Source organism: Streptomyces coffeae, assembly GCF_016741875.1.
Lineage (GTDB): Bacteria > Actinomycetota > Actinomycetes > Streptomycetales > Streptomycetaceae > Streptomyces > Streptomyces coffeae.
This window is the reverse complement of sequence record NZ_JAERRF010000022.1, coordinates 15,647-35,019: the sequence shown is the minus strand read 5'-3', so window position 1 is coordinate 35,019 and position 19,373 is coordinate 15,647. Positions and strand designations below refer to the sequence as shown.

At 71.1% G+C, this 19,373-nt stretch carries 18 protein-coding genes; 4 read left to right on the top strand and 14 right to left on the bottom strand.

Annotated elements, in window-relative coordinates:
• Window positions 1-100 precede the first annotated feature (100 nt).
• Window positions 101-571 carry a MarR family winged helix-turn-helix transcriptional regulator gene (locus JK363_RS29725; RefSeq protein WP_236076209.1) on the top strand — a complete coding sequence of 157 codons (471 nt, stop codon included), beginning with the start codon at window positions 101-103 and terminating at the stop codon, window positions 569-571.
• Between the two features lie 157 nt (window positions 572-728).
• Here the strand turns inward: JK363_RS29725 and ggt are convergent, their stop codons facing one another.
• Entirely contained in the window at window positions 729-2,528 is a 1,800-nt protein-coding gene (ggt, locus tag JK363_RS29720) for a gamma-glutamyltransferase (protein ID WP_236076214.1), read from the bottom strand.
• Between the two features lie 238 nt (window positions 2,529-2,766).
• Between ggt and JK363_RS29715 the strand changes: the two genes are divergently transcribed.
• Window positions 2,767-3,522 carry a hypothetical protein gene (locus JK363_RS29715; RefSeq protein ID WP_201879597.1) on the top strand — a complete coding sequence of 252 codons (756 nt, stop codon included), beginning with the start codon at window positions 2,767-2,769 and terminating at the stop codon, window positions 3,520-3,522.
• Between the two features lie 223 nt (window positions 3,523-3,745).
• On the top strand, window positions 3,746-5,383 hold the full coding sequence (locus JK363_RS29710; RefSeq protein ID WP_201879595.1) for a CocE/NonD family hydrolase: 1,638 nt from the start codon (window positions 3,746-3,748) through the stop codon (window positions 5,381-5,383).
• A 32-nt stretch (window positions 5,384-5,415) separates the two neighbouring features.
• Here JK363_RS29710 and JK363_RS29705 read toward each other — a convergent pair whose 3' ends face one another.
• The 5 genes from JK363_RS29705 to JK363_RS29685 form a co-directional block, all read right to left on the bottom strand.
• Entirely contained in the window at window positions 5,416-6,276 is an 861-nt protein-coding gene (locus JK363_RS29705; RefSeq protein WP_201879593.1) for an amino acid ABC transporter permease, read from the bottom strand.
• Window positions 6,273-6,917: an amino acid ABC transporter permease gene (locus JK363_RS29700; protein ID WP_201879591.1), complete on the bottom strand. Its 645-nt coding sequence runs from the start codon at window positions 6,915-6,917 to the stop codon at window positions 6,273-6,275. Before JK363_RS29700 ends, JK363_RS29705 begins: the two co-directional genes overlap by 4 nt.
• A 9-nt stretch (window positions 6,918-6,926) precedes the next feature.
• The gene (locus JK363_RS29695) at window positions 6,927-7,844 is read right to left on the bottom strand and encodes a glutamate ABC transporter substrate-binding protein (protein WP_201879589.1); all 918 of its coding nucleotides are present in this window, start codon (window positions 7,842-7,844) and stop codon (window positions 6,927-6,929) included.
• 17 nt (window positions 7,845-7,861) lie between these two features.
• Window positions 7,862-8,608 carry an amino acid ABC transporter ATP-binding protein gene (locus JK363_RS29690; protein ID WP_372444875.1) on the bottom strand — a complete coding sequence of 249 codons (747 nt, stop codon included), beginning with the start codon at window positions 8,606-8,608 and terminating at the stop codon, window positions 7,862-7,864.
• Window positions 8,609-8,818: 210 nt separating this feature from the next.
• Window positions 8,819-9,259, bottom strand: a complete 441-nt coding sequence (locus JK363_RS29685) for a DUF6278 family protein (protein WP_201879587.1) — start codon at window positions 9,257-9,259, stop codon at window positions 8,819-8,821.
• 154 nt (window positions 9,260-9,413) lie between these two features.
• On the opposite strand from JK363_RS29685, the gene JK363_RS29680 reads away from it, so the two are divergent.
• Window positions 9,414-11,234, top strand: a complete 1,821-nt coding sequence (locus tag JK363_RS29680) for an SGNH/GDSL hydrolase family protein (RefSeq protein WP_201879585.1) — start codon at window positions 9,414-9,416, stop codon at window positions 11,232-11,234.
• Window positions 11,235-11,271: 37 nt separating this feature from the next.
• Here the strand turns inward: JK363_RS29680 and JK363_RS29675 are convergent, their stop codons facing one another.
• The 8 genes from JK363_RS29675 to JK363_RS29640 all read right to left on the bottom strand — a co-directional run bounded on the left by JK363_RS29675 (window position 11,272) and on the right by JK363_RS29640 (window position 18,957).
• Window positions 11,272-12,051 (bottom strand): exodeoxyribonuclease III, encoded by a 780-nt coding sequence (locus JK363_RS29675; RefSeq protein ID WP_201879583.1) that lies wholly within the window; start codon window positions 12,049-12,051, stop codon window positions 11,272-11,274.
• 33 nt (window positions 12,052-12,084) lie between these two features.
• Entirely contained in the window at window positions 12,085-12,732 is a 648-nt protein-coding gene (locus tag JK363_RS29670; protein ID WP_201879581.1) for an MBL fold metallo-hydrolase, read from the bottom strand.
• Between the two features lie 38 nt (window positions 12,733-12,770).
• On the bottom strand, window positions 12,771-14,096 hold the full coding sequence (gene pcaDC, locus JK363_RS29665; RefSeq protein ID WP_201879579.1) for a bifunctional 3-oxoadipate enol-lactonase/4-carboxymuconolactone decarboxylase PcaDC: 1,326 nt from the start codon (window positions 14,094-14,096) through the stop codon (window positions 12,771-12,773).
• Window positions 14,097-14,129: 33 nt separating this feature from the next.
• The gene (locus tag JK363_RS29660) at window positions 14,130-14,747 is read right to left on the bottom strand and encodes a hypothetical protein (RefSeq protein ID WP_236076208.1); all 618 of its coding nucleotides are present in this window, start codon (window positions 14,745-14,747) and stop codon (window positions 14,130-14,132) included.
• Window positions 14,744-15,895, bottom strand: a complete 1,152-nt coding sequence (locus tag JK363_RS29655; protein ID WP_201879577.1) for an ROK family glucokinase — start codon at window positions 15,893-15,895, stop codon at window positions 14,744-14,746. Before JK363_RS29655 ends, JK363_RS29660 begins: the two co-directional genes overlap by 4 nt.
• Window positions 15,896-16,100: 205 nt before the next feature.
• Window positions 16,101-16,931: an ATP-binding cassette domain-containing protein gene (locus JK363_RS29650; RefSeq protein WP_201879575.1), complete on the bottom strand. Its 831-nt coding sequence runs from the start codon at window positions 16,929-16,931 to the stop codon at window positions 16,101-16,103.
• Window positions 16,898-17,974, bottom strand: coding sequence for an ABC transporter permease (locus JK363_RS29645; RefSeq protein WP_236076207.1), 1,077 nt, complete (start codon window positions 17,972-17,974; stop codon window positions 16,898-16,900). Before JK363_RS29645 ends, JK363_RS29650 begins: the two co-directional genes overlap by 34 nt.
• Window positions 17,971-18,957: a sugar ABC transporter substrate-binding protein gene (locus JK363_RS29640; RefSeq protein WP_201879573.1), complete on the bottom strand. Its 987-nt coding sequence runs from the start codon at window positions 18,955-18,957 to the stop codon at window positions 17,971-17,973. Before JK363_RS29640 ends, JK363_RS29645 begins: the two co-directional genes overlap by 4 nt.
• Between the last annotated feature and the right edge of the window lie 416 nt (window positions 18,958-19,373).

Genomic DNA, 19,373 nt, shown 5'->3' with positions numbered 1-19,373 from the left:
GTTACGGAACCGGTTACGGGAGTGCTACGGACAGTTTTCCTGGTGCGCACATAGCAGCCAAACTTGCAAGTTTGGCTGCCGAAATCGCTACGGTAGAGCTATGGCACCCCAGGACGGCCCCGACCGCACCCGGAACGACCCGGAGACCCGGGCCCAGGAGCGCATGGCCACCGATCTCTCGGCGGTCGTCGGACAGCTGATGCGCCGGATGCGGGCGGCCTCGCCGCTCGGTGAGCTCACCCCGTCCCAGCACAGCGTGCTCAGCCGCCTGGACACCGGCGGACCGGCCACCACCGCGGCCCTGGCCCGCGCGGAGCTGATCCGCCCCCAGTCGATGCGCACGATCCTCGCCGCCCTGGAGGAGCGGCGGCTGATCGAGCGGACCCCGCACCCCACCGACGGACGGCAGATCGACTTCTCGGTCACCGAGGAGGGGCTGCGCGCGATCGCCGCCGTACGGCAGGCCAAGCAGAGCTGGCTGCTGGACGCCATCGCCACCCGCCTCGACGGCGAGGAGCGCCACACCCTGGCGGAGGCCACCGCACTACTGAAACGACTGGTCGAGGATTGACCGGGGAATGACCCGCCGTTCAGCGCGCCGACGTGGTCCCCGTTCGCGGTGAAGCAGTACGCCGACGAGACCGGCACGGCCGACGAGGTCATCACCCTGCTGGGCTGAACCGCGCGGCCGGGCCGGTCCGTTGCCGGAGCTTCCGGGGCGGGGGCCGTCAGCCGGGGCTGACCACCATCGCCGAGCCGCCGCCCCGGCGTACCGTCTCGGCCGCGGCCAGCCAGCGTCCGCCGGACAGCCGCTGGACGCCGGTCGCGGCGCCGATCTCCGGGTTCTGCTTGAAGGAGTGACCGAGCGCCTGCAGTTCCGCGCGCTGAGGGCTGTTCCACAGCCCCGGTTCCAGTTCGGTCCGGTCGGCGTTGCGCTGGCTGGCGCGCGGTGCGGCGATGGCGTCGACCAGCGGCATTCCCCGGTCGAGATGGTTGAGCATGGTTTGCAGCACCGTCGTGATGATGGTCGCGCCGCCGGGTGAGCCGAGCGCCAGCACCGGCTTGTTGTGCTCGAGCACGATCGTCGGCGACATCGACGAGCGGGGCCGCTTCCCCGGGCCCGGCAGGTTCGGGTCGTGGACGGCCGGGTCGGCGGGCGCGAAGGAGAAGTCGGTCAGCTCGTTGTTGAGCAGGAAGCCGCGGCCGGGCACGGTGATCCCGCTGCCGCCGGTCTGCTCGATGGTGAGGGTGTAGGCGACCACATTGCCCCACTTGTCCGCCACCGTGAGATGGGTGGTGTTCTCGCCCTCATAGGTGGTGGGGGCGGCGTGGCCGCGGGTGTCACAGGAACCGGGCCCGGCCGGGCGGTTCGGGTCGCCGGGCTTCACCGGGCTCTTGAGCACCGCGTCCGGCTTGATCAGGCAGGCGCGGGAGTCGGCGAACCGCTGCGAGGTGAGTCCCTTGGTGGGGACGTCCTCGGCGGCCGGGTCGCCCACCCACCGCCCACGGTCGGCGAAGGCTATCCGGCCGGCCTCGATGTAGCGGTGCAGGTAGTCGCGTTCGCTGAGCTGGGAGAGATCGGTCTTCTCCAGGATGTTGAGCGCCTCGGCCACGCTGGTGCCGCCCGAGGACGAGGGCGCCATGCCGTAGACGTCCAGCCCCCGGTAGCCGGTGCGGGTGGGCGCCTGTCGCTCGGTGGTGTACGCCCGCAGGTCGCGGGCGGTCAGATCACCGGGCCGCACGGTGCGCTCGGCCTTCGGGTCCACCGGCGGCTTGCGCACCGTGTCGACGATGTCGCGGCCCAGCTCGCCCTTGTAGACCGCGCCGGTGCCCTTCTTGGCCAGCAGGGCGTAGGTGCGGGCGAGATCGGGGTTGGTGAAGGTGGAGCCCACCACCGGCAGCTTGCCGCCGGGCAGGAACAGCTCGGCCGAGGCCGGGAAGTCCTTGAAGCGGGCCTCGTTGTCGGCGGTCTGCTGACGGAAGGTGGGGTCCACGGTGAAGCCGTCGCGGGCCAGCCGCTCGGCGGGCTTCAGCACCCGCGCCAGCGACTCGGTGCCCCAGGTGTCGAGGGCGTCCTCCCAGGTGGCGGGGGTGCCGGGGGTGCCGACGCTCAGTCCGCTGGTGACCGCGTCGGCGAACGGCAGCGGCTTTCCGTCCTTGTCGAGGAAGAGGCCCTTGTCGGCGCTGAGCGGTGCGGTCTCCCGGCCGTCCAGCGTGTACACCTGGTGCTTCTTGGCGCTGTAGTAGACGAAGTACCCACCGCCGCCGACACCCGCCGAGTACGGCTCGGTGACCCCGAGCGCGGCGGCGGTCGCGACCGCCGCGTCGACCGCGTTCCCGCCGTGCCGCAGTACGTCGATCCCGGCCGCCGAGGCGTCGGGGTCCACGCTGGAGACCGCGCCGCCGTAGCCTTCGGCCACCGGGGTCTTGGCGGGGGTGCCGGGCTTCGCGGCGTCCGCCGGCCCGCTCTGCGCCGCCCCGGCCGGGGCGATGCCGAGCACCGCGGCCAGCGCGGCCGCGGCGGCCATCGCGGGCAGCCGGCGCCGGGGCGGCGCGGCGCTGGACGTGGTGGACGTGGTGGACGATGCGGCTGGTCGCGCGGTGGGCCCCATCCATACCTCCAAGCGGACGACAGGGCCGGAGCCTACCGGTGCCCGGCGTGGTCACGACAGAGGGCAGGCCGTCCCCGCTGGTCAGGGTGGACGACGGGTTCCCCGCAGCCCCGGCCTCGAACACCCACCCGGTTCGCCGCTACGATGCGCGGCCATGAATGACACCCTGCAGGACCTGATCGCCTCCGCGGCGGCCCTGACCGTGGGCCTGGCCCTCGGCTGGGCCGTGCACTCGGCGCTGGTGCGCCGTAAGCGCGCCCGCGAGCAGCGCTTCTTCGGCCTGCCGGACGGCTCGGAGTGTGTGCTGGTCACCCATCGGGACAGCACCTCGGCGCACTGGAGCATTCCGCGCCATGACGCGCTCGCGCTGCTCGGACTCGCCTCCGTCGTGGAGATCTGCGGCGCCCACCCCGAGGTCGCACCGCATGACACCGGGTTGCAGGGGTTCGGCGCGCGGACGGAGTTCTGCATCGGCGACCCCACGGCACACCGCAGGCTGGCCGCCCATCTGTCGAATCTGCTGCCGGGGGTGACCGTGCTCCCGGGCGATGAGTCGGGGGCGGACCGCGGCACCTTCACCATCGGCGGCACCGCCTACCGCCCCGAACCGGGCGCGGTCGAGTACGTCCTGCTGGCCCGGCTGACGGCGGGCGAGGGCGAGCGTCCGGTGTTCCTGGCCGCCGGGCAACGCCCGGTGACCCATCGCGCGGCGGTGACCCATCTGGTGCGCAACCGCGCCCGGCTGGCCCGTAAGTACGGGGCGCAGGGCTCGTTCTGTCTGCTGCTGAAGGTGGTCAACTCCCAGGCGTACGGCCCGGATGTGGTCGAGCTGGTGGCCGATGTCACCAAGGCCGCGACCTCCGCGCCGGCGGGGTCGCGGGCCGCGGCCAAGGCTGCCAAGGAGGGCTGAGCGCGGCCTACTTGAGGATGTTTCGCGGGGCCGGACCCGGACGGGGTCCGGCCCCCGGGCAACGCCCCGAGCCGCTCCCGGCCCCGGCAGCCAGGAGCGGCTCTTATCGTTACCCAGGCGTAACTTATCGCACTATTACCAGAGGTAACAACCCGGGTTACCGTCAAGTTACTTGAGCGCGCGCTCCCTTGGTCCCCCACGGCCTTCCCCACAGGAGCGACAAGTGCCCCCTGCCCGCAAATACCTGCGCACGGCGGCGGCCGCCGCCGTCTCGGCGACCGTGCTGGCCGGTGCCACCTTCGGCCCCGCCGCCACGGCACCGGCCGCGGCCGCTGCATCGGCGAGCGCCGTCACGGCCGCCTCGTCGGCCTCGTCGGCCTCGTACGGGTCGTCGGCATCCTCGACGTCCGTACGCTTCGTCGACATCCCCGGCGACGGCGGTGTGTCCCTCGCCGCCAATGTGGTCGCCCCGGCCGACGCCGGCGCCGGGCACCGCTATCCGCTGGTGGTGCTGCCCACCAGCTGGGCCATGCCCCAGGTGGAATATCTCGCCCAGGCCAGGAAGCTGGCCGAGTCCGGCTATGTGGTGCTCAGTTACAACCCCCGCGGCTTCTGGCAGTCCGGCGGACGGATCGAGACCGCCGGGCCGCCCGATGTCGCCGACGCCTCCAAGGTCATCGACTGGGCACTGGCCCACACCGGCGCCGACCCCGGCCACATCGGCATGGCCGGGGTGTCCTACGGCGCCGGGATCAGCCTGCTCGCCTCGGCATTCGACCCGCGCGTCAAGGCCGTTGTGGCAATGAGCGGCTGGGCGGACCTGATCGAGTCCATCTACAGCGAGCGCACCCAGCACCGCCAGGCCGCCGGTCTGCTCGGCGGGCTGGGAACGCTGACCGGCCGTCCGAGCGAAGAGATGCAGCAGATGCTCAAGGACTTCCTCGGCTCCAACATGGACCGGGAAAAGGACTTGATCGAGTGGGGCCGGAAGCGCTCCCCCGCCACCTACCTCGACCGCATCAACGCCAACGGCGCGGCCGTCATGCTGGGCAACGCCTGGGGCGACTCCATCTTCCCGCCCAACAGCTACGCCCGCTTCTACGAGAAGCTCACCGGGCCCAAACGGCTGGAGCTGCGACCCGGCGACCATGCCACCCCCGAGCTCACCGGGCTGCTGGGCCTGCCCAACGACACCTGGGACCACTCCCGCCGCTGGCTGGACCGCTATCTCAAGGGCGACCGGAACGGCATCGACCGCGAGCAACCGGTCCAGCTCGCCTCGCGGACCACGGACGGCTACGAGGGCTACCCCAGCTGGTCGGCCGTGCCCACCGGCCACCGCCGGCTCGCCCTGGACGGCACCGAGCAGATCAGCGCCGACCACAATTCCGGCGCCGACGGCGGCACCGCGATCCTCAGCGGCGCCCTGGACCAGTTCCTCAAACTCCCGCCGCTCGCCTCGATCCCGCTGCTGCCCCGCTCCTACGCGGCCGTCTGGCAGAGCGAGCGCTACGCCACCGAGCAGCGCATCCGCGGCACCGTGACCCTGCACACCACCATGACCAGCAACAAGTCCAGCGGTACGGCGGTGGCATACCTCTACGACGTCGGCGCGCTCGGCATCGGCAAGCTCATCACCCACGCCCCCGTCACCTTCCACGACCGCACCCCGGGAACGCCGTTCGGCGTGGACCTGGAGCTGTTCTCGACCGCCTACGACCTCCCGGCCGGACACCGGCTGGCCCTGGTCGTCGACGCCAAGGACCCGCTCTACAACGAGCACAACCCGGACGGGGCGCGGCTCACCTTCTCCTCGCCCGCGGACGACCCGTCATCGCTGTCGGTGCCGGTCCGCGAGTGATCCCGGTCCCCTGATCAGGTCCCGCCCCCGTGTCAGGTGCGTGTGTCGCCGGGCACGGGGGCGGCCGGCTCGGGGGCGGCGACCTTCATCTGACCGGTCTTCACACTGCGCCGCTCCCGCTTCGCCACCCAGTTGGCGAACCACGACAGCAGCATGCACATCCCGATGTAGATCGGCGAGATCACCATCACCACCGGGATGAACGGAAGGTCGTAGTCGAGATTGGACGCGATGAGCTTTCCGGCGTGCAGAAACTCCTCGTAGGTGATGAGGAAGCCGAGCGAGGTGTCCTTCAGGGCCACCACCAGCTGGCTGATGATGGCGGGCAGCATCGCCCGTACGCCCTGGGGCACCAGCACGTACGTCATTACCGCCGTCTTCCGCATGCCGAGGGAGTACGCCGCCTCGCGCTGGCCGCGGTCCACCGCGTTCACCCCCGCGCGGAACACTTCCGCCAGCACCGAACCGTTGTACAGCGTCAGCCCGGTGACCAGCGCGGGCAGCGGCTGCACCTTGAGTGCCACAAACACAAAGAAGATCATCACCAGCACGGGCATCGCCCGGAAGAACTCCACCACCAGCGTGGACAGCCAGCGCACCGGCCGGTGCTCCGACAGCCGCCCGGCGGCCAGTACGGCGCCGAACACCAGCGAGAACACCGCGGCCAGAGCGAACGCCTTGAGGGTGTTGGCGAGTCCGCGCAGCAACAGCTCCTGGATGCCCTTGTACTCGAAGGGCATCCACTTCTGGTACGCGAACTGCCCGGTCTCGACCAGGAGATGGACGATCCCGGCGACCAGCGCCAGCAGCACGGCCGTCGCCACGATCCCGTAGATGCGGTGGCGGCGCCGCGTCCGCGGCCCGGCCACGTCGTAGAGGGCGGTGGTGGTCATCGCGGCACTCCCCAGCGCTTCTCCAGTACGGCGAAGATCGCGCTGATGGCCAGCGTCACGATCAGATAGCCGACGGCGATCCAGACGAAGGTCCAGATGATGCTGTAGCCCATCTCGTTGAGCGGCTTGTAGGTGCCCAGCAGTTCGGTGACGCTGAACGACCCGGCGATGGCGGAGTTCTTGGCGAGCGCGATCAGGGTCGAGCCGATCGGCGGGATGACCGAGCGGAACGCCTGCGGCAGCACCACCACGCCCATCGTCTGCTCGAACGTCATCCCCAGGCTGCGCGCGGCCTCGCCCTGCCCGACCGGCACCGTGTTGATGCCCGAGCGCACCGCCTCGCAGATGAACGCCGAGGTGTAGCAGCCCAGCGCCAGCACCGCGAAGGTGGTGAACGGCAGCACCAGACCGAAGCGCGGCAGCCCCAGCATCACCGCGAAGAAGAGCAGCGTCAGCGGGGTGTTGCGGAGCACCGTCACCCATACGGTGCCGAAGGTCCGCAGCGAGGCCACCGGCGCCACCCGGAACGCGGCCATCAGGATGCCCACGGCCAGGGCGAGCAGCGAGGCGTACACGGTCAGTTCGACCGTGCCGAGGAACCCCTTGCCGTAGAGGGCGAAGTTTTCGGTGAGCACATCCATACGGCGGCCTCAGCGCGTCTGGTAGCGGTCGATGGGCGGCGGCTTGGGGGCGGGCACCCCGGACAGCCCGAGGGTCGCGTTGTACGCCTTCTTCCAGTTCCCGTTGCGCTCATGGATCAGGAGCGCCTCGTCCAGCGCGAAGCGCAGCGCGTTGTCCCCCCGCGGCACCCCGATGCCGTACGGCTCCTTGGAGAACGGCTTGCCCACCACCTTCAGCTCCTCCGGGACCTTGGCCGCGTAGCCGAGCAGGATCACGTTGTCGGTGGTGACCGCGTCGACCTGATAGCTCAGCAGGTTGTCCACGCAGACCGAGTAGGTGTCGTAGGCCACCGCGCGGGCCTTGGGGTAGTCGGTCTGGATCCGCTGGAGCGGGGTCGAACCGGCCACCGAGCACACGGTCTTGCCCGCCAGGTCCTGGGGGCCGTGGATGTCGTCCTCGTCGGTGCGCACCAGCAGCGACTGGCCCGCCATGTAGTACGGCCCGGCGAAGCCCACCTGGCGCTTGCGCAGCGGATTGATGGTGTAGGTGCCGACGTAGTAGTCGATCTGGCCGTTCTGGAGCGCGGTCTCCCGGTTGGCGGAGGCGATGGTCCGGAAGCGGATCTGGCTGGGCTTGAAGCCCAGCGACGCCGCCATCATCGTGGCGATCTCGATATCGAAGCCGGAGTAGCGGCCGGTGGCCGGATCCTTCTCCCCGAGATAGGGCTGATCCTCCTTGACCCCGACGGTGAGATAGCCGCGCCGCTCGGCCCTGCGCCAGGTCGGCGACTCCGGCAGCCGGAAGCCGGTGGCCACCTTGTACGTGGGCAGTTGCCCGGCCTTCGGCCCCTTGGCGGGCGGGCTGCCCTCCTTCCCGCACCCGGCCGCCGCCGGCAGCAGGGCGAGAGCCAGAGCCAGGGCGGCGATCGCCCGGCGGATGCGCCTCATCTCCGTCACCACCCGGCTCAGTGCTTGAGGATCTTGGAGAGGAAGTCCCGGGCCCGCTCGGTCGCCGGTGCCGTGAAGAACTCCTCCGGACTGCGGTCCTCCACGATCCGGCCGTCGGCCATGAACACCACCCGGTTCGCGGCATAGCGCGCGAAGCCCATCTCATGGGTGACGACCACCATGGTCATGCCCTCGCGGGCGAGCTGGCGCATGACCTCCAGCACCTCGTTGATCATCTCCGGGTCCAGCGCCGAGGTCGGCTCGTCGAAGAGCATCACCTTCGGATCCATCGCCAGCGCCCGCGCGATGGCCACCCGCTGCTGCTGACCGCCGGAGAGCTGCGCGGGGTACTTGTCGGCCTGATCCGCGAGCCCCACCCGTTCCAGCAACTCCCGCGCCCGCCGCTCCGCCTCCTGCTTGCCGCGCTTGCGGACCTTCTGCTGGGCAAGCATCACATTGGCCAGCACGGTCCGGTGCGCGAAGAGGTTGAACGACTGGAAGACCATCCCCACCTCGGCCCGCAGCTGCGCCAGCTCCTTGCCCTCCTCGGGCAGCGGTCTGCCGTCCACGGCGATGGCGCCGGACTGGATCGTCTCCAGCCGGTTGATGGTCCGGCACAGCGTCGACTTCCCGGAGCCGGAGGGCCCGATGACCACGACCACCTCACCGCGGCCGACGGTGAGGTCGATGTCCTGGAGCACATGCAGCGCGCCGAAGTACTTGTTGACCTCACGCAGCTCGATCAACGGTTCGCCGACGGCCATACCCGGCCCCACCCACTTTCGCCTGTGTCGCGTCAGCGCAAGCTATCCAGACAAAAGCGGCAGTTCGCCGATGACACGCACCGAGAGGGCGATAACCCCCCTTTACGGGTGGACGCCCCGCGCCTCGACCAGCTCTCCGGCGCGGGCGGCGCCGGCCACGAGCCGGCCGCAGACGAACGGCGGCACCTTGCGGCTCTTCCCGCGGAGCGCTCAGGTCTCGGCGACCTCCGCGTACAGCTGGGAGAGCTCCGGGGCGCCGTCGGCGGCCCATTGGTGGCCGGCCTGGACCACGTCGACCTCGCGGCCGGAGCCGAGTCTGACGACGGGGCGGCCGCTGGGCCAGACCTGCCAGGCGGCGCCGGGGACGGTGCGGATGATGACGGTGCCGAGGTAGAGACCGGCGTCGTTGCCGAGCCAGGGCAGCTCGTCCGGGTCGTCGCGCCAGCGTGGGAGAAGCTGGTCGAGCGCTTCCAACGAGGCGGCGGAGTCGTCGAGTCCGATACCGGCGGTTGCGGCGCGGGCACGCAGGAGCTCGCATTCGGAGAGCAGCTGTGCGACACCCTGAGGATCCTCCTCCTGGGCACCCATCAGCGCCGTACCGGAAGCGGGGCCACGCCGCTTGCGCCAGTTGTCCAAGAAGGGGATGTTCATACCACTCAGCGTCGCATCCCGCGCACGGGCGCACCACAGGGCGCGCGGTATGCCTCGTGACCCGATGATTGCCTTGACGACGCCCATCCGCCTCTCTAGGTTCTTCCCGCACCTGTCGGATCAGCGGTCGGGTTGGTTGCGAGAGGGGACTCGTATGCGCTTCGGCAGACGGTGGACAGCGGCCGGACTCGTCGCGGGAGGTGTCGCCTTCGCCCTCCCGGCGTCGGTCCTACCGGCGCTCGCCGGGTCGCCCGCACAGGCAGCATCACCGAAGCCGCTCCCTCTGGAGCGGCTTTTCGACAACCGGGCGGTCAGTGAGGACACCCGGCCGGGGGACGCGGACTTCGACGGTTCGGGCAACTCGCTGTCCGCGCAGGACCTGAGGGCCGCCGGATGGACGCCGGGGCGGGTGGTCGATCTGGACGCGGCGCGGCTGACCTGGCCGCGGAGTGCCGGGACAGGGCCGGACAACGTGGTCGCCGACGGGCAGGCGGTACGGCTGCGCGGCTGGGGCGAGGCGGTCACCTTCCTGGTCGCGGGCAGTGCGCCGGACGGGTCCGGCGGCGCGGTGAGCGGCACCGGGACGGTGCGCTACCGGGACGGGTCCAGCGGGACGTACACCCTGACCGCGCCGGACTGGCGCGCGGGCTCCGCTGCCACCAAGGCGGTCGGCCTCCCCCATGTCAACAGCGCGTCGGGGCAGCGGCTGGAGGCGGCACGGCTGTACGCGGTGACGGTGCCGGTGGAGCGCGGCCGGGAGATCGCGTCGGTGGTGCTGCCGGAGGATCCGGGTCCGGCCGGCGATCTGCATGTGTTCGCCGCGACGCTGCGGCAGCCCGCGCCGGGCTGGACCGGCAGTTGGGGGGCGAGCACCGCCGGGTACACCAAGGTCGGGCCGTGGACGGACCAGACGCTGCGGCTGGTGGTGCACACCAGCGCGGGCGGTCCGCGGGCCAGGATCCGGCTGGCGAACACCTTCGCCGCGGCGCCCGTGGAGATCGGCCGGGCCACCGTGGCCGTCCAGGGGGAGGGCGCCGCGGCGCACGGTGCGCCGGTGCCGCTGACCTTCGGCGGACGGCGGGGCACCTCGATCCCGGCGGGGGCCCAACTGGTCAGCGATCCGGTGGACTTCCGCGTACCGGCGGACACCAATCTGCTGGTGAGTGTGCATCTGCCGGGGCCGGTCAGTGCGGCGCCGGTGCACACCCAGGCCACCCAGCGCTCGTACTCGAGCGCGCCGGGCAGCGGGGACCGCACCGGTGACTCCGGTGCGGACGCCTACACCGGCACCCTGACCACGTGGCCGTTCCTCACCGGCGTCGATGTACGGGGCGGTCCGGGCTCGGTGGTGGCGCTGGGCGATTCGATCACCGACGGCACCAACTCGACGGCCGACGCCAACCGCCGCTGGCCGGACGTCCTGGCCCGGCGGCTGCGGGCGCAGTCCGAGGTGCCCGCGTACGGCGTGGTCAACAGCGGGATCTCCGCGAACCGCGTGGTCACCGATGTCTACACCGGCGACGGGGTCTCCACGGTGACCAGCGGGGTGAGCGCGCTGAGCCGGCTGGAGCGGGATGTGCTCGCCCAGAGCGGGGCCCGCACCGTCGTGGTCTTCCAGGGCATCAACGATCTGCGCTGGGGCACCTCGGCGCAGGACGTCATCGCGGGGCTGCGGGCCGTCGCGGCCCGCGCCCACGCGCGCGGACTGCGGGTGGTCGGGGCGACGATCGCGCCGTGCGAGGGCGAGGCGCGGTGCACGGCGGACGCCGATGCGCGCCGCCAGGTGGTCAACGCGTTCCTGCGGGACAGCGGCGGGGTGTTCGACGCGGTGCTGGACTTCGACGCCGTGGTGCGGGATCCGCAGCACCCGGCGCGGATCCTCCCCGCGTACGACAGCGGTGACCATCTGCACCCCGGGGACGCCGGGTTGCAGGCGCTGGCCGAGTCGATCGACCTGCGCACCCTCACGGGGTGAGCCGGGTGAGGGCGCCCGCCGGCCCGGCCCCGCGGTCTCAGACCTCCAGGTCGAGCACGACCGGGGCGTGGTCGGAGGCGCCCTTGCCCTTGCGCTCCTCGCGGTCCACATACGCGTCGCCCACGGCCTTGGCGAACGGCTGGTTGCCGTAGACCAGGTCGATCCGCATGCCCCGGTTCTTGGGGAAGCACAGCTCGCGGTAGTCCCAGTAGGTGAAGGGGCGGTCGTACTTCAGCGGGCGCGGCACCACGTCGGACAGACCGGTGTCGCGCAGCGCGGCCAGGGCGTCCCGCTCCAGGTCGGTGACATGGGTGAGGCCGTCGAAGGCGGCCCGGTCCCAGACGTCCTCGTCGGTGGGCGCCACATTGAAGTCGCCGAGGACGGCGAAGGGGCGCTCCCCGGCCGCGTCCTCGGCGACCGTGCTGCGCAGCGCCTCCAGCCAGGCCAGCTTGTAGTCGTAGTGCGGGTGGCCGATCTCCCGGCCGTTGGGCACATAGACCGACCAGACGCGGACACCGCCGCAGGTGGCCGCTATGGCACGCGGCTCCTGCCCGCCGTCGTAGTCCGGGCCGCCGGGCAGGCCGACGGTGATCTCCTCGAGTCCCACCCGGGAGAGCAGCGCCACCCCGTTCCACCTGCCGGTGGCGTTGACCGCGGCCTCGTAGCCCAGCTCGCGCAGCGGCTCGTAGGGGAAGGCGGACTCGGCGCACTTCGTCTCCTGGACGCACAGCACATCCGTACCGCTGCTCTCCAGCCAGGCGAGCAGCCGCGGCAGCCGGGCGGTGATCGAATTGACGTTCCAGGTCGCGATGCGCATGGAGGTCAACCTACACGGCGGGTCCGACAGCGCTCACAGGCTCAGGGTCTCCCCCGGTGTCAGCCGCAGATGCTCGGTGCTGCCGATGCCCGGACCCTCCGGGCCCAGCATCCGGCCGTAGATCTGCGGCGCCAGGTCGGACAGCAGGGCGTCGTGGATGTCGACGGCACGGCGCGGGGCCACGGCCCGGATGTAGTCGAGCACCTCGCTGAGCTTGTTCCAGGGGGCGTGCACCGGCAGCAGCAGGGTGTCCAGCCGGCGGCCGGGGGGCACGGTGAGCGCGTCGCCGGGGTGGAAGACGGTGTTGTCCACCACATAGCCGACGTTGGTGATCCGGGGGATGTCGGGGTGGATGACGGCGTGCAGCTGACCGTGGACCTCGATCTCGAAGCCCGCCGCGGTGAAGGTGTCACCCTCGCCAACCGTGTGCACCCGGCCGGGGAACGCCGCCGAGATCTGCCCGGCCACACTGGTCAGGGTCCATACCTGGGCCTCGGGGTTGGCCTCGAGCGCCACCCGCAGCCGTGCCTCGTTGAAGTGGTCGGCGTGCTCGTGGGTGACCAGGATCGCGTCCGCTTCGGCCGCCGCGTCATGTTCGCTGAAGGCTCCGGGGTCGATGACGAGCGTCTGCCCGTCCTTCTCCAGCCGGACGCAGGCGTGGCCCTTCTTGGTGAGCTTCATGGGGATCATTCTGCTACCGGCCCGCCCCCGTAAACGGGTTACTCCTCCGGGCTGGTCTCCTCGCGGATGACGCGCTGGGCCACGGCGAAGGCGGCGTTCGCGGCGGGCACTCCGCAGTAGACAGCGGTCTGGAGCAGGACTTCCTTGATCTCGGTGGGGGTGAGTCCGTTGCGCAGCGCGGCGCGGGTGTGGAAGGCCAGCTCATCCAGGTGGCCGCGGGCGACCAGGGCGGTGAGGGTGATCACGGAGCGGGTGCGCCGGTCGATGCCGGGCCGGGTCCACACCTCGCCCCAGGCATAGCGGGTGATGAAGTCCTGGAAGTCGCCGGTGAACTCGTCGGTCCGCGACTCCGCGCGGTCCACGTGCGCATCGCCCAGCACCTCGCGGCGCACCTTCATGCCGCGGTCGTAGGCATCGGTGCGGGCGTCCGGCACCGGTTCTGGCGCGGCGGCCCAGCCGATCTCGGCGGCCGGGCCGGGCGTCGGAGCGGCGGTGGGGGTGGGGGTGGGGGTGGCGGTGGGCCCGGGGGCGAGCACGGGCTTGACCGGCGGCGCCGAGATCGCGGTCATCCCGGTGGGGTGGTCCGGGCTCTGCCAGGTGCCGGAGAAGTGGCGGACCAGCAGATCGGTGACGGCCGCCGGCTGCTCGACCGGGGCGAGATGGGACGTGCCGGGGACCATCGCGAGCCGGGCGTCGGGGATTCCGGCGACCAGTACGCGGGCGTCGGCGGGCGGGGTCACCTCGTCGTCGGCGCCGACCAGGACCAGGGTGGGGGCGCTGATCCGGCCGAGCTCGGCGCGGATGTCGAAGGCGGCGAGCGCCTCGCAGCAGGCGATGTAGCAGCCGGGGTCGGTGGTGCGGACCATCTGGACGGCCCAGTCGACGATGGCGGGCTGGGCACCGGCGAACGCGGGGGTGAACCAGCGCTCCGGGGTGGCGCGGGCCATCGGGTCCAGGCCGTTGGTGCGGACCACCACACCGCGCTGGCGGAAGGAGTCGGCGGTGCCGAAGCGCGGGGAGGCGGAGACGAGGGCGAGTGAGCCCAATCTGAGCGGATGTCGCAGGGCCAGTTCGGCGCCGATGGCCCCGCCCAGCGAGCAGCCCGCGTAGCCGAACCGGTCGATGTTCAGCTCGTCCAGGGTGGCCAGCAGCCGGTCGGCGAGCTCGGGTACGGAAGAGGCGGGGTGGGCCGGTGCTCCGCCGTGGCCGGGCAGGTCGAAGCGGAGGACCCGCCAGTGGCGGGACAGCTCGGCTATCTGGCGGTCCCACATGTGCCAGGTGGTGCCCAGCGACGGTCCGAGGACGAGCACGGGCCCGTCCTCGGGGCCGTCGATCCGGTACTGAAGTGTCTTGATCTCACTCACCCGGAAACGGTATCCGAACGAGATGGCCGCCCCTTACGGCGTCACGGTGGAGACGACGTAGACCTTCGGGTGACGGGGATTGTCACGGTTGACGGTGATCTCCAGCCTGGGCTGGGGGTCCTTCTGCTTGAACACCGTTCCTGACCAGTGCTCGCCCGAACTCAGCTGCCAGCCAACGGTTTTGGCCTCCTTGGCGCTGATGGTCACCTCGCCCTCCTCCAGAGCGGACGGCTGGGTGCCCGCCCGGGTCAGAAAGCGCTTCAGGCCCTCGCGCGAGGTGATGAACTGCACGTAGAGCTTGCTCTCGTCCCAGGAATTGGTCTCGTAGAAGGCGACGTCCGCGGAGTAGGGCGGGATCGGTACGTCGTATATGCGCCGCTGCACCCGGGTGGGCCAGTCATCGGTGAGCCCGGTGGCCTGAGCGCTCTCCTCCTTGTTCTCACCGCCCTCGCGGCTCTGGATGGCGGAGATCACTCCATAGCCCGCCGGGATCGCGATCAGCAGGAAGATGATCAGGGCCTTGAGCCAGCGGCGGCGCGGACGGCCGTCGTCGCCGCCGGGGGTGCCGGGGCGCTCGGGGACGCCGCTGCCGTGGCCCGGCGGCATCGCGCCGGGGCTGCTCTGCGCGGGGCGCTGGTCGGCGGTGGTCATCCGCGGCCCGCCTGTCCTCGGGGCGCAATCCGCAGCGGGGAGGAACCGGCGCGTTCATAGCGCTCGACCCGGCGGCGGTTGGCGCGGCGGAAGCGGCGGGCGACCAGCCGGGCGAGGTCGGCGGCGCCCACCATCCCGGCCTCGGGCCCCAGCTGAGCCTTGACGATACGGGCCTCCGGCCGGTAACCGCGGCCGGTGAGGGTGCGCCGGAAGGCGTCCCGGGCGGGCCCGATCAGCAGGTCGTCCGCGGCGCTGACGCCGCCGCCGATGACAAAGCAGGAGGGGTCGAGCGCGGCGGCCAGATTGGCGATGCCCACGCCGAGCCACTGGCCGATGTCCTGGAGCAGTTCGATGCACATCGCGTCGCCGTCGCGGGCGAGCTCGGTGATGAGCGGTCCGGTGATCTCCTGGATGTTGCCGCCGACGCGGTCGTTGATGCCGTAGGCCACCGGGGACTCGGCGGCGGCCAGCTCACGGGCCTCGCGCACCAGCGCGTTCCCGGAGCTGTACTGCTCCCAGCAGCCGCGGTTGCCGCACGGGCAGCGGTGTCCGGCGGGGACGACCTGCATATGGCCGAACTCGCCCGCGACCCCGTACTTGCCCCGCTTGACCTGGCCGTCCTCCAGGATGGCGCCGCCGATACCGGTGCCGAGGGTGATCATGACGAGATGGTCCTCACCGCGTCCGGCGCCGAACCGCCACTCGGCCCACGCGGCCGCGTTGGCGTCGTTGTCGACCATGACCGGGACCGCGAGCCGCTCGGCGAGCCGGTCGCGCAGCGGTTCATTGCGCCAGGACAGATGGGGGGCGAACAGGACGCGGTTGCGGTCGGCGTCCACCCAGCCCGCGGCGCCGATGCCCACCGCGTGCACATCGTGCCGGTCGGAGAGGTCCAGGACCAGCTCGGTGATGGTGTCCTCGACGACCTTCGGGCTCTTGGACTTGTCGGGCGTCTCGGTACGCAGCTTCTCCAGGATGACGCCGTCGGCGTCCACGACCCCGGCCATCACCTTGGTGCCGCCGATGTCGATGCCGACGGTGGGCACCCGGGGGGCGGACAGGTGCGAGCGGCGCTCACGGGTGCCGACGGTCCGCAGCACGGTGGCACGCGCCGAGCCCCGGTGCACTCTTTCGCGGTAGATGCTCATCGGCCGCCCCCTTCACCGGTGCGGGGGGTGCGGTCGCTGCGGGTGCGTGCTCGCAAGAGTTCGTCGTCCCTGCGGGGGTCTCGGGAGGCCGGGGCCTCGGGTGCGTGGTCCGTGGCGGGTGGGGCCCGCCGTGCGATTGTGCCTCACCCAAGGCTCGCACCGCATGGCGGAGTCCCGGGGCCGCGCGCCCCGGGACATCCGTCGATCAGCTCCCGGCCGGGCCGGATTCCAGCCGCGCCAGCTCATGGCTGAGCTGTTCCAGCTCGCTGCCGCCCGCCATCTGGCGGGTGAGCTCGTCCAGGGCGATGTTGTCCTTGGTGTGGCTGCCCGCCATCGCACCGCGCTTGAGGAGGACGAAGCGGTCGCCGACCAGATAGGCGTGGTGCGGATTGTGGGTGATCAACACCACGCCCAGACCCGCGTCCCGGGCGGCGGCGACGTACTTGAGCACCACCCCGGACTGCTTGACGCCCAGCGCCGCCGTCGGCTCGTCCAGCACCAGCACCCTGGCGCCGAAGTGGACGGCGCGGGCGATGGCCACGCACTGGCGCTCACCGCCGGAGAGGGTGCCGATGGGCTGGTCGACATCGCGCAGGTCGATGCCCATGCGCAGCAGCTCGCTACGGGTGGTGGCACGCATCCTGTCCACGTCGAGCCGCCGGACGGGCCCGTAGCCCTTGCGCAGCTCGGAGCCGAGGAAGAAGTTGCGCCACACCGGCATCAGCGGGACGACGGCGAGGTCCTGGTAGACCGTGGCGATCCCGCGGTCCAGGGCCTCCCGCGGGGAGCCGAGCCGGGTCTCCTCGCCCTCGATGGCGAAGCTGCCGCCGTCGTGCTGGTGCAGTCCGGCGATGATCTTGATGAGGGTGGACTTGCCCGCGCCGTTGTCGCCGAGGACACAGGTGATCTCCCCGGCGCGCACCTCGAGCGAGACGCCCTCCAGCGCCTTGACGTTGCCGTAGGACTTGCTGACGCCGTTCAGTTCGATCAGCGGTGATGTGGTCACTTGCTCGCCTCCGCCCGCTTGCGGACCCACCAGTTGAGCAGGGTGGCGAGCAGCAGCATCGCCCCGAGGAAGAACTTGAACCAGTCCGCGCCCCACTGCGCGTAGACGATGCCCTTGTTGGTCATGCCGAAGATGAACGCGCCGACGGCGGCGCCCACCGCCGAGCCGTAGCCGCCGGTCAGCAAACAGCCGCCGATGACGGCCGCGATGATGTACAGCAGCTCATTGCCGACGCCCTCGCCGGACTGGACGACGTCGTAGTTGAACAGCAGGTGCTGACCGGAGATCCAGGCGGCGAACGCCACACCCATATAGAGCCCGATCTTGGTGCGGTTCACCGGTACACCGACCGCGCGGGCCGCCTCCTTGGCACCGCCCACCGCGAAGATCCAGTTCCCGGCGCGGGTGCGCAGCAGGATCCAGGTGGCCAGCGCGATCAGGGCGAACCACCACAGGACGGTGATCTGGACCTCGACGTCCCCGATGGTCAGCTGCGAGGCGAAGACCTTGTGGGCGGAGGGGAAGCCCTCCATGTCGGCGATGGTCTTGGTGGAGACGGTGTCGCTGATCAGCTTGGTGAAGCCGAGGTTGCAGCCCTGGAGGATCAGGAAGGTGGCCAGGGTGATGATGAAGCTCGGCAGATTGGTGCGCACCAGCAGATAGCCGTTGAAGAAGCCGATGGCGAGGGTGGCCAGCAGGGACACCCCGACCCCCACCCAGACGTTCGCCGTCATCTGGTACGAGAACATCGAGGAGATCAGCGCCGAGGAGGTCACCAGGACCCCGGTCGACAGATCGAACTCCCCGCCGATCATCAGCAGCGCCACCGGTACCGCCATGATCCCGATGGTCGACGAGGCGTACAGCACGGTGCTGAAGCTGGACCACTGGAGGAACGCGTCGGCGACGACGGAGAAGAAGACGAAGACGGCGACGGCGCCCACCACCGCGCCCAGCTCCGGACGGCTGGCCAGACGGCGCGGCAGCGAGGCGCGGACGGTCCGCCCGTCGTCCGGGCGCCGCGGTCCCCCGGGCCTGCCGGGTGTGGTCAGGGGCGGTGCGTCCGTACTCATCGGGTCCCCCGCTTGGTGTACGCCGCGAGCTCGGCGGCGTCGCCCTTGGTGACGATCTGCGGACCGGTGAGGACCGGCTTGCCGCCACCGAGAACATCGGCGTTGTACCGGTGGAGCCAGAGCAGGTCCACCGCCTCGTAACCCTGGAGATAGGGCTGCTGGTCGACGGCGAAGCCGAGCGTGCCGTCCTGGAGCGCGGCGGCCACCTTCGCGTTGAGGTCGAAGGTGTCGATCTCCGCGTCACTGCCCGCGCGGTCGGCGGCCTTGGCGGCGGTGTCCGCGAAGGGCGCGCCGAGGGTGACCACGCTGTCGATGTCCTTGTCGGACTGGAGCTTGGCCTCGATGGAGGACTCCACATCGGGCATGTTGGTGCCCTCGACGTAGATCTTCTCCATCTTTCCCTCGAACGTGTCGGCCGCGCCGTCACAGCGCTGCTCATGGCCGACGTTGCCCTGTTCGTGCAGTACGCACAGGGCCTTCTTGCGGCCGCGCTTGTTGAGCTCCTCGCCGACGGCCTCGCCCGCGATGGTCTCGTCCTGGCCGACATGGGTGAGGGCGCCGAACTTCTTGGACTCACCGGAGCCGGAGTTGACAGTGATCACCGGTATCCCGGCCTTCTGGGCCCGCTTGACCACGGACCTCATGGCGTCGGGCTTGGCGAGGGTGACGATCAGCCCGTCGACCTTCTGGTCGATATAGGACTGGACCAGCTGGGCCTGTTCCTTGCCCTCCTCGTTGTGGGCGTAGAGGAACTTGATGTTGTCCTTGACGGCGGCCTGTTTGGCGCCGCTCTGCACGATGTCCCAGAAGGTGTCGCCGTCGCCGGAGTGGGTGACCATGGCGAAGGTCCACTTCGGGGTGTTGACCGCCGCCCGGCCCTGGGCCGCCGCCTGGGCGGCCCGCTCCTCGGCGCGCTTGCCGCCGGTACTGCTGCACCCGGCCAGGCTCGCGCCCAGTGCCGTCGCCACCAGGGCGGCGGTCATCGCGCGCACCCCTGTCCGAACCTTCGCCGCCCTCGCCACGTAGCGTCGCCCCTCTCGCCGTCTGATCCGGCTTTGTTCCGGATATCCCGGTCTGTCCGTGGTCATGATCGCGGCCGGGCACCAGCGATCCGGGCTCCGGCCGCCGCCAAGTATCCGTCACCCGCGCCCACCGGGGCTCCGGGGGGCTCAGCCCCGTTTTTGCGACTGGAGGACTCTTGACATCCTCCCCGGCCTGGAGGCCGGGGATGCCCGCCTGCTCGCACGGGGTGGGTGGACCGCTGCGCTTTCTTCAGCCGTTTCTCGGCGCGCCCGGTGCACTGCGCATAGACCCCGTAGCGGCGGGCGCGGACATCAGGTCAAGACGGCGTGCTCCGGGGCCAGTTGAGGACAGGCCGGGCCATCAGGCCGTCAAGGGC

Excerpts from the sequence above, each read along its gene's own strand:
- JK363_RS29670 (WP_201879581.1), bottom strand. The coding sequence starts at position 12,732 with ATGAAGCTCACCAAGAAGGGCCACGCCTGCGTCCGGCTGGAGAAGGAC.
- JK363_RS29725 (WP_236076209.1), top strand. The coding sequence starts at position 101 with ATGGCACCCCAGGACGGCCCCGACCGCACCCGGAACGACCCGGAGACC.
- JK363_RS29685 (WP_201879587.1), bottom strand. The coding sequence starts at position 9,259 with ATGAACATCCCCTTCTTGGACAACTGGCGCAAGCGGCGTGGCCCCGCT.
- JK363_RS29640 (WP_201879573.1), bottom strand. The coding sequence starts at position 18,957 with ATGACCGCCGCCCTGGTGGCGACGGCACTGGGCGCGAGCCTGGCCGGG.
- ggt (WP_236076214.1), bottom strand. The coding sequence starts at position 2,528 with ATGGCCGCCGCGGCCGCGCTGGCCGCGGTGCTCGGCATCGCCCCGGCC.
- JK363_RS29680 (WP_201879585.1), top strand. The coding sequence starts at position 9,414 with ATGCGCTTCGGCAGACGGTGGACAGCGGCCGGACTCGTCGCGGGAGGT.
- JK363_RS29690 (WP_372444875.1), bottom strand. The coding sequence starts at position 8,608 with ATGGCCGTCGGCGAACCGTTGATCGAGCTGCGTGAGGTCAACAAGTAC.
- JK363_RS29645 (WP_236076207.1), bottom strand. The coding sequence starts at position 17,974 with ATGAGTACGGACGCACCGCCCCTGACCACACCCGGCAGGCCCGGGGGA.
- JK363_RS29660 (WP_236076208.1), bottom strand. The coding sequence starts at position 14,747 with ATGACCACCGCCGACCAGCGCCCCGCGCAGAGCAGCCCCGGCGCGATG.
- JK363_RS29695 (WP_201879589.1), bottom strand. The coding sequence starts at position 7,844 with ATGAGGCGCATCCGCCGGGCGATCGCCGCCCTGGCTCTGGCTCTCGCC.
- JK363_RS29715 (WP_201879597.1), top strand. The coding sequence starts at position 2,767 with ATGAATGACACCCTGCAGGACCTGATCGCCTCCGCGGCGGCCCTGACC.
- JK363_RS29675 (WP_201879583.1), bottom strand. The coding sequence starts at position 12,051 with ATGCGCATCGCGACCTGGAACGTCAATTCGATCACCGCCCGGCTGCCG.
- JK363_RS29700 (WP_201879591.1), bottom strand. The coding sequence starts at position 6,917 with ATGGATGTGCTCACCGAAAACTTCGCCCTCTACGGCAAGGGGTTCCTC.
- JK363_RS29705 (WP_201879593.1), bottom strand. The coding sequence starts at position 6,276 with ATGACCACCACCGCCCTCTACGACGTGGCCGGGCCGCGGACGCGGCGC.
- JK363_RS29655 (WP_201879577.1), bottom strand. The coding sequence starts at position 15,895 with ATGAGCATCTACCGCGAAAGAGTGCACCGGGGCTCGGCGCGTGCCACC.